Below are 12,743 nucleotides of genomic sequence, written 5' to 3' on the forward strand. Positions count from 1 at the left end.
GGTAACTCCTGGAATGTCCGCTGATTGTCACGGCGGGCCATTGCCGGAAATAAATGCTCCATCACATTATTCGATGTGTATATCCGGATCGCTGCTTATAAACGATATCTCACGCACAAAATCCGCCTTCTCGGTATGGTTCGTGCGGTCTAGCCCGCAACTACGATTGCTGTCGATGGTTCTTTAAGAGGTGATCTCCAGGCGTCGGCAAGGCGGCTAACCGTTGATCCCAGTCGACATCGAGGGCCGTCTAGACGACAGGCCCACATCTTAAGAGCGTTTAGATTGCGCCGCAGCAGAGCGCGGTCCTGAGTTCCTTCTCAAAATCTCGACAGCAGTATCAGTCGCAGCGTTCAGCGAAGGAAGCGAGCTTCAGCCGCCTTAACCTCGTGCATATTCTGGATTCTGAAGATCTCATCCACCGGCAGAATATCCTTGTAGACGTTCTGGACGCCGCCGTCAGCGATGATCCGGCGGAAGGACTCCTGCATGGCGGTCGCAGCAGCACGGATGCCGTAATTGCCATAGATCATCATGCTGACATTGCCCAACGTTTTGACCCGCTTGGCGTCGAGGTCAGGGCAGGCGTTCGGCACGATCACCAGCGGCACCGCTCCGGTCCAGGCGCGCGAAAAGCTTTCGATCTCGGAAGGATTCGTCCTTTTCGAATGAATCAGGATCATGTCCGCGCCAGCCTCCGCATAAGCGTGCGCCCGATGCAGGGCCTCCGCTTCGCCGAGGCTGGCAATCAAGGCTTCGGTGCGGGCGATGACGAGGAAATCCGGGTCCGATCTGGCCGTGATGGCGGCCTCGATCTTCCCCTGGAACTCTTCAACGCGCAATAGGTGCTGACGGCCGTCGGCAACAAGGCTCGTTACTTTTGGAAAAGTCTTGTCCTCGATCACGACGGCGCTGGCGCCGGCCCGCTCATATTCCGTGATAGCGTGAATGACGTTAATCGCATTGCCATAGCCCGTATCAATGTCCGCGACGATCGGCAGCCTCGTGCGTCCGGCGATCGCCCGCAGCATGTCGAGATGCTGTGTCATTGAGATGAGGCTCATGTCCGGCAGCCCATAAAGCGCAGACAGCTCAAAGCCGGACGCCCACAGTCCGTCAAATCCGGCTTCTTCCGCGATAATCGCCGAAAATGGGCTGTGGGCGGCCATGATGTGGACCAGGCCAGTCTCGGCCATGCGGGCGCGCAGGCTTTTGGCAGGGGACATCAGAATATCTTTCAGGACAGGGTCGCGCAGGCGGCGACGATTCGGTCGCAGGCGCGGTTGAGGTCCTCGAGCGAGGAAGCATAGGAAATCCGGATATAGGGCGAGGCCATGAAGCCGCTGCCGGGCACGACAGCCACGGCGAAAGCGTCGAGCAAGTACATCGCAAAATCACTGTCTGTTTCGATCAGCTTGGCGTCCGGCGTGCGCTTGCCGATAACCCCCTTGCAAGAGGGGAAAACATAAAAGGCACCATCCGGCACACGGCAAGCAAGCCCCTTGGCCTGGTTCAGCTTGGCGACAACAAGGTCGCGGCGCTCCAAAAACGCGCGCACGAACTCTTTGATATGGTCCCGCCTCCCTGACAGCGCCTCGAGCGCGGCATATTGAGAAATCGAGCTGGTGTGCGAAGAGGTCTGGCCCTGGATGAGGTTCATGGCCTTGATTAGCGCCAGAGGTCCGGCACCATACCCGACGCGCCAACCGGTCATCGCGTCAGCTTTGGACACGCCGTTGACTATTAAGGTGCGCTCGTAGAGATCCGGCGCGACTGCGGCCATTGTTGCGAAGTCGGCGTCGTAGGTGAGCTTTTCATAGATGTCGTCGGATAGCACATGCACATGGGCACGCTCGTGCAACACCGCAGCGAGCGCGAGCAAATTACCTCGGCTGTAGACCGCGCCGGTCGGATTGCATGGCGAATTCAACATCAACCATTTGGTGCGCGGCGTGATCGCCTTCTCCAGCGCCCGGGGGCGGAGCTTAAAGCCATCGAGTTCGCTGCAGGCGACGAGCACCGGCTTGCCGCCGGCCAGCGCCACCATGTCGGGATAGGAGACCCAGCATGGCGTTAGGATCACAACCTCGTCGCCCGGATCGAGGCTAGCGAATAGTGCGTTGAACACGACCTGCTTGGCGCCGCAGCCCACCGTGATCTGGTCAATACCGTAATTAAGGCCATGATCGCGACGGAGGCTCTCGCCGATCGCTGCCCGCAGTGGCTTGATTCCGGCGACCGCCGTGTATCTCGTCTTCCCGTCGCGGATGGCTCGGATGCCAGCTTCACAGATAGCGGACGGCGTGTCGAAATCCGGCTCACCCTGGCTGAGCGTAATCACATCGGCGCCCTGATCTCGCAGCTCGGCGGCGCGAGCCGTCATGACCTTGGTTTGAGAGGCACGGACGAGCTTGAGCCGTTCTGAAACGAGAGACAAGACACAATATCCTTCGAGTTCGAATGAGCGGTTTCGTGGCGATCTATCCGAACGCGAACGACCAAACTAACCTGGTGATCGCGGCATTGGATAAAATCATCGAAGATTACGATAACTGTATCGCTTCTTCGTGCGGCTCTGTTGGGCCGTTCGCAGTGCGTTGCGTCTCAGCTCTCCCTCTTCATCAGCCCGCGCTAGGAGCGGCAACCATCGCATGTTCGCAAGCTTACATCGACTTATTCGATGAATGTCATTCTGCCGTAGCAGTTCAGGTCTTTAAGGTCGCGCACAATCGCAAATTGAGCGACACGAGCGCTCAATTTCAGTGATCTGCAAAAATCCGTGCCGGTCTAAGAATTCACGGGCGTGGCATTCGTATGAATGGAAGTGGAACCGGAGGCGGTGATGACCCATATCGATCTGACGCGACGGCAAGCTATTGCAGGCGCCGTTGCCGCAAGCGTGTTGGCCAGCACAGGCGCCGGTGCTGCGGAGGGTGAGCCTAAGACATTGACGCGTCGCCGCCTCAAGGTCGGCATGTCCGGATTTCCGCGATCCTTCGACCCGGTCATCGCGACCGATACTGCCATTCGCCGGATCATGCCGCAGCTTTTCGATACGCTGATCACCTTCGACCACGCCCACGACATGGCGCTACGGCCCGGCTTGGCCGAGCGTTGGGAGCGAATCAATGCGCAGTCACTGCGGCTGTTCTTGCGCAAGGGAGTGGCTTTCCATGACGGAACGCCTTTGACGGCCGAAGATGTCGCCTTTAGCCTTGGTCCTGACCACCTGCTGGGACCTGGACGCAGCGGAATGTCCGAGGCGCTTCAGTCGCTTGATCGCCTCGAGAAGGTCCAAATCGTCGATCCTTACACCGTCATTGTGCATGCCAAGGGCGGCGACGCGCTCCTCGAGCAGCGCCTGGCTGCTTGGGGATCGGAGATCGTCAGTCAGCGCGCGTTCGTGGCGGCGGGCTCGTGGGAGCGCTGGACCACAGCCCCTGTTGGAAGCGGTCCTTACAAGCTCGTCGACCACAAGCTTGATATTCGCGTCTCGTTGGCCGCCCACGATGCCTATTGGGGCGGGCGGCCGCCGTTCGATGGCATCGAATATCGCATCATTCCCGAACTTTCCGCCCGCGTGAACGGCCTGCTCGCCAGCGAGCTCGACATCGCCACTGACATTCCGCCGGACCAGTTCGCGAGCATCCAAAAGCGTGCTGATCTCGAGATCGTGGGTGGTGCCGTACAGAATATCCGCTCGCTCGTCTTCGATCAGATCGATGCCATCTTGAAGGATGCGCGTGTTCGCCGCGCCATGAGCCTTGCGCTCGATCGCAAGCTGATCGTGCAGAGCTTGTGGGAGGACCGGCTCCCGATTCCGAACGGCTACCAGCTGCCGAGCTACGGCGAAGGCTACATCCACGAATTTCCCTCCCTTGCCTATGATCCCGTCAAAGCCAAGGAGCTGCTGGCCAAAGCGGGCTACAGGGGAGAGCAGATCACCTATCGTCTGCTCAACAATTACTACCCCAATCAGGTCTCTGGTGCGCAGACCATGATCGAGATGTGGCGTGCGATTGGCCTGAACGTCAAGATCCAGATGATGGAAAACTTCGCGCAAATTCAGCGCCAGCCGGTGCGTGCCATCTTTGATACGTCGAATACGGCGCTCTTTCTGGATCATCTCGGCCATCCCTGGCGTGAATTCGGTCCGAGCGGCACCTTGCCAAAGTCGATCGGAGTCTGGAGGAACGAGGAATATTTCGCGCTCGGGGCCAAGCTCCAGGATACCGTCGAGGCCGAACAGCGCCGGCCGATTATCCGTCGTATGCTCGAGATCATCAACGAGATCGATCCGCCTTGCGTGATTCTGCACGTCTCGGGCCAGTTCTATGGCAAGCGCCACGATGTGCCATGGCTGCCGGGGCTGACGCTCGACCTCAATTTCGGCCCGTTCAACAGAGCTCTGATCCGGACCTGATCGCGATGACGCACACCTTGAATCGACCATTGTGCGATAGCAATCCGCCCTTGGAGCTAGCCCTCGGGCAGAGTGTCTTGGCGATGACCTGGTCTGACGACAATCTTGCCGCTGGCGATCATGCGATCCTGTTCAAGGTCTCGCAGTCGATTCGGGAGGACAGCCGCGTTGCCTGGGAGGCGCGGACGCTGCGCGGCATTCATCAAAGCGTGGCTCAGAACTGCGCCGACGATCTGACAGCGCGCCGGCAAGTAGCCGAGCGCCTTGAGATCGGATGCGAGATTAAGGCTGCCGGAGGTGCCCGGCCGATACTCGAAAGCTGCACGAACATCGGCCATTCCGAGGCGCATGGTACGATCTCACTTCGGGAGCATTCGTGCTCCTTTGCCGACGTTGTCGATACCAGCAATTCCAGGCGCGCGCGCACACCTGTCGCACAATTGCGCTGGCTAAGCATGCATGCCGCCGATCGCCGAATGTCGGCGGAGTTGCCACTCGAGGATGCCGCTGTAGCATCGTTGCTCTCCTGCCGTGGCAAGGGCTTCGTTCAAACCGAGCTGATGCGGTCCCTATGATGCGAGAAGGGCAGGGACCTCGCATGGAGGCGCTTCTTCAGATCGCAGGTTTGCGTGTCGCGTTCGACGGTGTGCCGACGCTACGCGGATTCGATCTCACTCTCAGGCGTGGCGAATCGCTGGGCATGGTCGGCGAAAGCGGTTGCGGCAAATCCGTGACATGGCTTGCAGCGCTCGGTCTGTTGACACGGCGTGCTAACATAACGGGCAGCGTACGCCTGGCCGGAGAGGAGCTGCTCCATGCGCCAGCCTCTCGCCTCGACAAGGTGCGCGGCGGGCAGATCGCCATCATCTTCCAAGACCCGGCGAGTGCGCTTAACCCTGTGCACACGGTGGGCAATCAGATCATCGAGGCCTTGCGGCTTCATCGCGGCATGGACCACCGCACGGCGCTTGCCGAGGCGCGACGTCTGCTCGACCAGGTCGGTATACCCGATGCCGCGCGCCGGCTTGGCGCCTATCCGCACCAATTATCCGGCGGGCAGAACCAGCGCGTTATGATCGCCATGGCCCTTGCAGGGCAACCCGACATCTTGATCGCTGATGAACCGACCACCGCCTTGGATGTCACTATTCAAGCGCAGATCCTTGAGCTTCTGCGGCAGATCCAACGCGAGACAGGCATGGCGCTGGTCCTGATCTCGCATGATCTCGGCATCGTCAGTGAGATCTGTGAACGCGTACTGGTCCTTTACGGGGGGCACATCGTCGAAGACTTGCCCACCGACCGTCTCTTTGACCAACCTGCTCATCCATATACGAGAGGTCTTCTTGCGGCTCTTCCAAGTCTGGATGCGCCGCGGCAACGCCTCTTCCCCATTCCGGGGGGCGTGCCAAACGCAGCCGATTTTCCAGCAGGCTGTCCTTTCGCTCCTCGTTGCGATCGGCGGATCGGACGCTGCAGTGAATGGGCGATTGAGATCGCCTCGCTGGATGGCGACATCAGACACAGGGCTGCCTGCTTGCATGTCACGAGCGAGGTGCCCACGGGCGAGGTCGTGGCTGCATGACCACGATTGCTCCGCCGATGCTCCAAGCTGATGGGCTTGTCCGTCGATATCGCTTGCCACAGGGCCTTTTCCAGCGTCCAGCGATGGTCCACGCGGTCAATGGGCTCTCGCTGCAGCTGGCTCGCGGCGAAACGCTCGGACTGGTTGGCGAATCCGGCTGTGGTAAGTCTACTGCGGGCCGGCTCCTGATCGGTCTGGACCGACCAGATGCCGGCTCGGTGACCTTCGGCGGAGAAGCTTTGCCTGCTATCGGCGATATTCGATGGCGCCGGCTCAGGATGCGAATCCAAATGGTATTTCAGGATCCGCTAGGTGCGCTCGATCCCCGCTTAACGATCGGCGCGCAAATAGCCGAGCCGCTCGAAATTCATCGGCTTGGCAGCAAGTCGGAACGAAAGGGGCGGGTCAATGCGCTTCTCGCGGATGTGGGGCTTAGGGCCGATCACCTCAGGCGCTTTCCGCACGAGCTTTCAGGCGGCCAGCGCCAGCGTGCTGTCCTGGCCCGAGCGCTTGCGACCGATCCAGATCTCATTGTCTGCGACGAGCCAGTATCGGCGCTCGACGTCTCGATCCAGGCGCAAGTGATCAATCTTCTGCAGGATTTGCAGGCGCGGCGGCGCATGGCGATGATCTTCATCAGCCATGATTTGCGAGTAGTCCGGCTGATCAGCGATCGGATTGCTGTGATGTATCTCGGCGCCATCGTCGAGGAAGGCGCCTCTGAGGCGGTTCTTCTGGATCCTTTGCATCCCTATTCGCGGGCGCTCGTTTCCGCGGTGCCCAGGCCGGGGAGACATCGGTCTCGCACGATCCTGCAAGGAGATCCGCCCGATCCGGCTGCGCGACCGGGCGGCTGCGCATTCCATCCTCGCTGTCCGGTAGCGCTTCCACTTTGCGCGCGGTTCGTCCCTGAGCTCAGATCCGTTCCCGACGGGCGCCGCGTCGCCTGCCATCTGATCGGCGCTCATGGTGCCGAACTCGACAAGGAGGTATGATGGCTCGCTTCATAGTGGTCCGCTTGGCGCGCGCGTTGCTGACCATCGCAGTTGTGGTCACATTTGCATTCATGGTGCTGCGCGCCGCTGGCGATCCCGCCCGCGCGTTATTGTCGCCGGAAACCCCGGCGGAGGCGGTCGAGGCCTTTCGAAAGACCTGGGGGCTCGATGCGCCACTCTGGGTGCAATACCTCAAATACCTCTTTGCGGTCGTTCATGGTGACCTTGGCCAATCGATGCGTGACGGGCGTTCCGCGATCACTGTCGTGGCCGAGCGCATTCCCGTCACGCTGATGCTGACTGCGCCGGCACTGATCCTCAATCTGTTGATCGGCATTCCGGCTGGCATCTACGCGGCTCTCAAACGAGATAGCATCGCGGATCGATTGGTGATGATGGTAGCGGTCGTGGGCTTCACCGTGCCATCTTTCGTGCTCGGCCTCGTGTTCGTATTGGCTTTCGCAGTCGAGCTCTCTTGGTTCCCCTCGGGCGGTGCAGGCACTTGGCAGCATTTGATGCTGCCCGTCATCACGCTCGGTCTGGGTGGTGCGGCCGTTTTGGCCCGCTTCAGCCGCAGCGCCCTGCTCGAGGTACTTGGGCAGCCCTATATCCGTGCCGCCAGCGCCAAGGGTGTGCCTTGGGCGAGAGTCGTGACCGGCCACGCTCTGCCCAACGGCGCGATAGCGGTGCTGACCATCGTCGGCTTCATGGTTGGCAATCTCATCGCGGGAACGGTGCTCGTCGAAAGCGTTTTTTCGTGGCCAGGCATTGGCAGCCTGCTGGTCGTCTCAGTTGCGAGTCGTGATTTGGCTGTCGTCCAGTGCATCCTGCTCGTTGTGGCCGCCGCCATGATTACCACCAATGTCACGATCGATCTGCTCTATGGCGTGCTCGATCCACGTATGCGTGAGTTGCGCTCTGGGAGGCTATAATTGTCGAGCATTTCCGCAGATCGAGTTCTGCCGACTTGGAGGATGCGCAGATTGTGGTGGTGGCGCGACCGCGGGGTCGCAATAGCGGTTGCGTGGCTAGGCCTTATGCTTCTTGTCGCAATCTTCGCTGATCGCCTCGCCCCTTATGACTATGCAGCCCTCGACCTTCATCATCGCCTTGCTGCACCTCTTGGCCTCGGCGGAACCATCGCGCATCCCTTCGGTTCGGACGAACTCGGCCGGGACGTGCTGGCGCGCCTGATTATATCCATCCGCATCAGCTTACTTATCGCTTTCGGAGCGACGTTGATCGGCGCCGTCATTGGCATCACGCTTGGCATTTTGGCCGCTCACTTCCGCGGCTGGGTGGAGCAGGTCATCCTCGGTTGTGTGGATTTCCAGGCGAGCATGCCGTTTCTCGTTTTGGCGCTCGCGGTGCTTGCTTTCTTCGGCAACTCTCTGCTCCTTTTCGTGGCGCTCATTGGTCTGCACGGATGGGAACGCTACGCGCGTGTCACCCGCGCGCTTGCCAGGAGTTCCAACGAGCAAGCCTATGTGATCGCCGTACGCCAGCTTGGCGCAAGGCCATGGCGCGTCTACCTGCGCCACGTCATGCCGAACATCGCGTCGACTTTGATCGTCACCATGACGCTCGCGTTTCCGGACGTCATCTTGCTCGAGAGCGGCCTTAGCTTTCTTGGACTTGGAGTGCAGCCGCCGCTTACGTCGCTTGGCAATATGGTCGGCTACGGTCGTGACTATCTGACCCGTGCTCCCTGGATCCTTGTGCTCCCTTCGCTGGTCATCTCGCTCACCACTTTGTCGATTTCGCTCGTTGGCGATTGGCTACGCGATCGGATCGATAAGACATTATCATGAGCCCTCCAGAACCCTGCTTTCGATCCCTCAGCCCCGCAACATCATGCCTTTCGACAAGCTGCAGCGATCTCGCGGCGGCCGCACGAATAGGGAAGGGCGCTTTATTGACCGGAGGCACGATGCCCAGGGTGGCCCGACCGGCTGGGCTTGATGGACCAGATGGGCATGTGAGTTGTTGCTCACCGACGCCAAGATCGTGTTGCCAGCATTCGCGAGCGTGGCGATATCACCAATCGGCTGCATGAGCTAATCATGTGGTGACGTACACACGCACCATCATTGGCGTGAAGGCGAAACTTCAGAGCAGGCCATAATCTTCTGGCCTTGATGATGAGCTCGGGATAAAATGTCGGCAGCTGACAACGGCGCTGCGCGCGAGCATCACGTTTGGATTCTTGATCTTGAATCTGCGGCTGGCGGGACAATGGCAGAGCTTCATCTCTCTGGTCGGAAAACGAGAGAGGATAGGGATCGCGCTGTTCGCGGGATCGGGAAGGCGACCTAACCCGGGAGACCAGGCTTGTGACGCGACGATCGGTGCTGGTGGGCGTGAATTTGTATCGAGTCTCGCGCGTGCAGTTTGCACTGAGTCTAGGCCGTCTTAAGACCTGGCTACTCAATGACCAAAGGGTCGCGTTTGGCGATCTGATCGAGCACTGCCTGTCTCAAGCTCATACGCCGGAAGTCGGCTGGCAGAAAGAGCCGAGGTTCACTTTCGGCCTGTTTTTGGCGGGCCGATTCCCGGTGACCGCCACCTGCGACGGTCACTATGCCTCACCTGATCGGCAACGGACTCAACTTCAAGGTCGTTCCTTTGGCATTCAGCGCGACCGGCAATAGTAAAGCTCCGTGGGGACCCCATAGTACTCACAATGAGTATTGGCCAACGCAGCCTTAGCTCTGACCGAGCCATCTCGGCGCTGCAGATGCGCTAAACCCGACAGAGGCAGCTGAGGTTTTAACTGCAGATACAGTGTGCCCACATTCTATCCGCTGAGGTGCTGCTATCACGAACACGCAACAGGTGGAGCCAGAAAGCTCCGTCAAGCTCTCAATAGAATTTCTTCGGCCAGTCTCGATGAAGATCCGCGTTTGAGATGTTCGCGATCTGCTGTCGAAGTTGGCCGCAAGCGTCCGGCATCGCGTTTGTTTGAAATCCATTGCACGGCTATCGAGGTAAACGAATGATTCTGTACCACTACACAACCGCCGCAGGTCTCCATGACATCGTGGCCAGCCGCTCGCTATGGACGTCACACTATCGCTTTCTCAACGATACATCGGAGTTTCTGCACGGCTGGAAGATCGTCCTCGACGCAATTGACCGTCGTGGCGCCGAGATCAGAGATATCTCATCGCTTGCCTGGGAGACGGTCGCACTCTTTCGTCAACATAGCAGCGAAATTCATGGCTTCGTCGGATCTCTGACATCTGAAGGCGATCTGCTCTCGCAATGGCGAGGCTACAATCGTGGACAAGGATTCTCAATCGGCTTCAGTGCAGACTGGCTTTTGCAGAACGCTGCAGCCCAGGACTTTGATATCACGCCGGTCCTCTATGACTCAGAGCAACAGCGAGCGGCGGCTGATAGGGCGGTGACGCTGCTCATCGGACGCCTGGTGGAAGGAACGGATGAGCCGGAGGGCGCCCGCGCGCAAGTCAGGACCTGGTGGCCGCATGCGTTGAAGACTGCTCTTGTTCTCAAGAACCAACACTTCCAAGAGGAGCGGGAGTCGCGCCTGATTTGGGTTGGAGTTTCCTGGCCTGGCGACCTGAAGACACGTGTCTCACCAGCCGGACTTGTTCCTTACCGGGCTTGTCTGTTCGACAAAGTCGTCATCAACAATGCTGCTCTTCATCCCAATAATTGCGGCATCGAAGAAATCATCATCGGGCCCGCGTTGGGGCGACAGCAAACAATCGCCGTGGAAGCCCTGCTGACCACACATCGTATGCGCTTGACGATCAAGCGCTCGGAGATCCCTTATATTGCGGACTGAGCGGCTTGCGCTTCCCGGTCCGGGCGGCTTTCAAATGATCTGTAGTCTCCTGTCTCGCGCTCTTGAAGGCGTTCGATCTATGCGCGATAAGAAGCAAACGAACAACTTGCGACCGATTTCCAGATGGGTTTCCGATTTCGCCGTAGCTTTAAGATTGTCCCGGGCGTCCGCTTAAATCTAAGCGGCAGTGGAGCGAGCGTCTCGCTTGGCCCGCGCGGACTGCATTACACCATCGGGCCGCGCGGCACGAGAACGACCGTCGGCCTGCCAGACTCGGGGGTTTCGTGGACGTCCTATCAGCCATACGCATCGGACGGCGCATCGCCGCCCCCTCTGCCGGAAGCGCCCAATTCCCCAACCCGTGAACCAATCGGCACTGTCATCGACGGTGCTTCGATCGATGAACTCGTCGCCAACTCGACCATCGAGATTGCTCAAACCTTGGCAGTCGGCCGATCCCGCTGGCGCCGATACAAGATACTCATCGCGATATTGTCGGCGCTCTTCGCGGTCAGTGCCCTCATGCTCGCGGGTTCAGCTTCGGCCGCTCCTCCTGTTGCAGCCTTTGTCCTGACTGCTGGGGTGGTTCTTGTCCTCGGATCTCTGGCCATCCATTGCCGCGAAACGAGTACCGTGTCGCTTGTGTACGAGCTCTCAGCGGAGCAGTCAGCGCGGTTTGAGGCCCTGAGCGGCGCATTCCATGACTTGGCGAGTTGTGGTCGCATATGGAATGTCCCTCTTGAGCGACAAGAAGCGGACTGGAAACGCAACGCGGGCGCCTCGAAGCTGATTCAAAGACACCAGATTTTGTTAGGCAGGGACAAGCCACCGCTGGTCAAAAGCAACGTCGATTTCCTGAAGTTGCCACTCGGAAAAGAGACGTTCTATCTGACACCTGACGCGATCGTGGTTACCGCCGGCAAGACTGTTGCCGGGTTCGGCTACGAAGACGTTGAATTCATGTTTCGAAGCGCTCGCTTTATCGAGGAAGAGACGCCGCCCGCCGACGCGACTGTCGTAGACCAGACCTGGCGCTACGTGAATCGTAAGGGCGGCCCGGACCGGCGCTTCAACAACACCCGGGAACTACCGATCTGCCTATGGTGAAATCGATCTTCGCTCGTCCAACGGAGTGAACCAGCGGATCCAGTGTTCGCGCGTTGAAGCAGCCGAGAGATTTGTCGCATCCCTCGCTGCAATGTCTGCTTGAGAATGCGATCCCGATAAGCGCTTCGCACGGCGCTCCGATGCGCAGCGCTGATCGTGCGTCGGACAGGAAACGGTCGATGCTTCTCGCGCAAGCCAGAAGCTAATCCAGAAACGCCAAAGCTTGGCAGATTCCTCAGGGCAAGTCGATCAGCCGATGCGCAGATTTTCGGCGCTCATCTTGCCCGAACGACCAGCCATCAGCTCGTAGCTGACCCGAACGCCTTCCGCGAGATTGGTGTAGCCGGCCTTCTCGACCGCGCTGATGTGAACGAAGACGTCAGCTCCCCCGTCTTCTGGCTGGATGAAGCCGTATCCCTTGGCCGCGTTGAACCACTTCACAGTCCCCATTGCCATTGCATTATTTCCAAACCGAAGTTCCGCGATCTAATCGAAGAACTGCCTGACCATAAGGACTTCCGCGCGATAGGTACCTCTCACGCTGAGCGCCCCTCACGCGTCCACAACCGTTTACGCCGACGACGGTTCCTGCGGGCGATCGGTCGTGGCGGCGCAGCCGGCAATGGCGGTCGCTCATCGGCAGCTGGCTCATCGGCCTGTGCCTCGGGCTGGCCTTGCGCCACACATCGATCGACCTTCTCAAGGGCCTCAAGGACCTTCCGTCCCTCCTCAGTGATGGTCCAGTATCCCACCTCCCGGTCGATGAGCTTTTGTCCGAAGATATCGAGGTTCGGCTCGCGGCTCGCGATGCGCTTCATGCGC

Annotated in this window: 14 protein-coding genes; 10 read left to right on the forward strand and 4 right to left on the reverse strand. The window is 59.4% G+C overall.

The features are described from left to right. Window positions 1–353 precede the first annotated feature (353 nt). Window positions 354–1,196 carry an isocitrate lyase/phosphoenolpyruvate mutase family protein gene (locus tag IVA82_RS36380; protein WP_247493761.1) on the reverse strand — a complete coding sequence of 281 codons (843 nt, stop codon included), beginning with the start codon at window positions 1,194–1,196 and terminating at the stop codon, window positions 354–356. Window positions 1,197–1,237: 41 nt separating this feature from the next. Further along, a complete protein-coding gene (locus IVA82_RS36385) occupies window positions 1,238–2,437 on the reverse strand; it encodes a pyridoxal phosphate-dependent aminotransferase (RefSeq protein WP_247493762.1) in 1,200 nt (399 codons plus the stop codon). 23 nt (window positions 2,438–2,460) lie between these two features. Between IVA82_RS36385 and IVA82_RS36390 the strand changes: the two genes are divergently transcribed. The 10 genes from IVA82_RS36390 to IVA82_RS36435 all read left to right on the forward strand — a co-directional run bounded on the left by IVA82_RS36390 (window position 2,461) and on the right by IVA82_RS36435 (window position 11,921). Further along, window positions 2,461–2,766 (forward strand): hypothetical protein, encoded by a 306-nt coding sequence (locus IVA82_RS36390; protein ID WP_247493763.1) that lies wholly within the window; start codon window positions 2,461–2,463, stop codon window positions 2,764–2,766. 76 nt (window positions 2,767–2,842) lie between these two features. After that, window positions 2,843–4,423 carry an ABC transporter substrate-binding protein gene (locus tag IVA82_RS36395; RefSeq protein WP_247493764.1) on the forward strand — a complete coding sequence of 527 codons (1,581 nt, stop codon included), beginning with the start codon at window positions 2,843–2,845 and terminating at the stop codon, window positions 4,421–4,423. Further along, window positions 4,357–4,998, forward strand: coding sequence for a hypothetical protein (locus tag IVA82_RS36400; protein ID WP_247493765.1), 642 nt, complete (start codon window positions 4,357–4,359; stop codon window positions 4,996–4,998). The genes IVA82_RS36395 and IVA82_RS36400 overlap by 67 nt, the downstream gene beginning before the upstream one ends. A gap of 23 nt (window positions 4,999–5,021) precedes the next feature. Beyond that, window positions 5,022–6,008 carry an ABC transporter ATP-binding protein gene (locus tag IVA82_RS36405; RefSeq protein ID WP_247493766.1) on the forward strand — a complete coding sequence of 329 codons (987 nt, stop codon included), beginning with the start codon at window positions 5,022–5,024 and terminating at the stop codon, window positions 6,006–6,008. Beyond that, window positions 6,005–7,003 (forward strand): oligopeptide/dipeptide ABC transporter ATP-binding protein, encoded by a 999-nt coding sequence (locus tag IVA82_RS36410; protein ID WP_247493767.1) that lies wholly within the window; start codon window positions 6,005–6,007, stop codon window positions 7,001–7,003. Before IVA82_RS36405 ends, IVA82_RS36410 begins: the two co-directional genes overlap by 4 nt. After that, window positions 7,003–7,935 carry an ABC transporter permease gene (locus IVA82_RS36415; protein ID WP_247493785.1) on the forward strand — a complete coding sequence of 311 codons (933 nt, stop codon included), beginning with the start codon at window positions 7,003–7,005 and terminating at the stop codon, window positions 7,933–7,935. The genes IVA82_RS36410 and IVA82_RS36415 overlap by 1 nt, the downstream gene beginning before the upstream one ends. Window positions 7,936–7,977: 42 nt before the next feature. Beyond that, window positions 7,978–8,814, forward strand: a complete 837-nt coding sequence (locus IVA82_RS36420; RefSeq protein WP_247493786.1) for an ABC transporter permease — start codon at window positions 7,978–7,980, stop codon at window positions 8,812–8,814. Between the two features lie 522 nt (window positions 8,815–9,336). Next, window positions 9,337–9,654: a hypothetical protein gene (locus tag IVA82_RS36425; protein ID WP_247493768.1), complete on the forward strand. Its 318-nt coding sequence runs from the start codon at window positions 9,337–9,339 to the stop codon at window positions 9,652–9,654. A gap of 344 nt (window positions 9,655–9,998) precedes the next feature. Beyond that, window positions 9,999–10,814, forward strand: coding sequence for a DUF2971 domain-containing protein (locus IVA82_RS36430; protein ID WP_247493769.1), 816 nt, complete (start codon window positions 9,999–10,001; stop codon window positions 10,812–10,814). Between the two features lie 123 nt (window positions 10,815–10,937). Then, complete coding sequence (locus IVA82_RS36435; RefSeq protein ID WP_247493770.1) at window positions 10,938–11,921, forward strand: DUF4236 domain-containing protein; 984 nt, start codon at window positions 10,938–10,940, stop codon at window positions 11,919–11,921. 249 nt (window positions 11,922–12,170) lie between these two features. Here IVA82_RS36435 and IVA82_RS36440 read toward each other — a convergent pair whose 3' ends face one another. Continuing rightward, window positions 12,171–12,377 carry a cold-shock protein gene (locus tag IVA82_RS36440; protein ID WP_247493771.1) on the reverse strand — a complete coding sequence of 69 codons (207 nt, stop codon included), beginning with the start codon at window positions 12,375–12,377 and terminating at the stop codon, window positions 12,171–12,173. A gap of 80 nt (window positions 12,378–12,457) precedes the next feature. Further along, the gene (locus tag IVA82_RS36445) at window positions 12,458–12,739 is read right to left on the reverse strand and encodes a hypothetical protein (RefSeq protein WP_247493772.1); all 282 of its coding nucleotides are present in this window, start codon (window positions 12,737–12,739) and stop codon (window positions 12,458–12,460) included. Between the last annotated feature and the right edge of the window lie 4 nt (window positions 12,740–12,743).

Source organism: Bradyrhizobium sp. 142 (genome assembly GCF_023074015.1).
Taxonomy (GTDB): Bacteria; Pseudomonadota; Alphaproteobacteria; order Rhizobiales; family Xanthobacteraceae; genus Bradyrhizobium.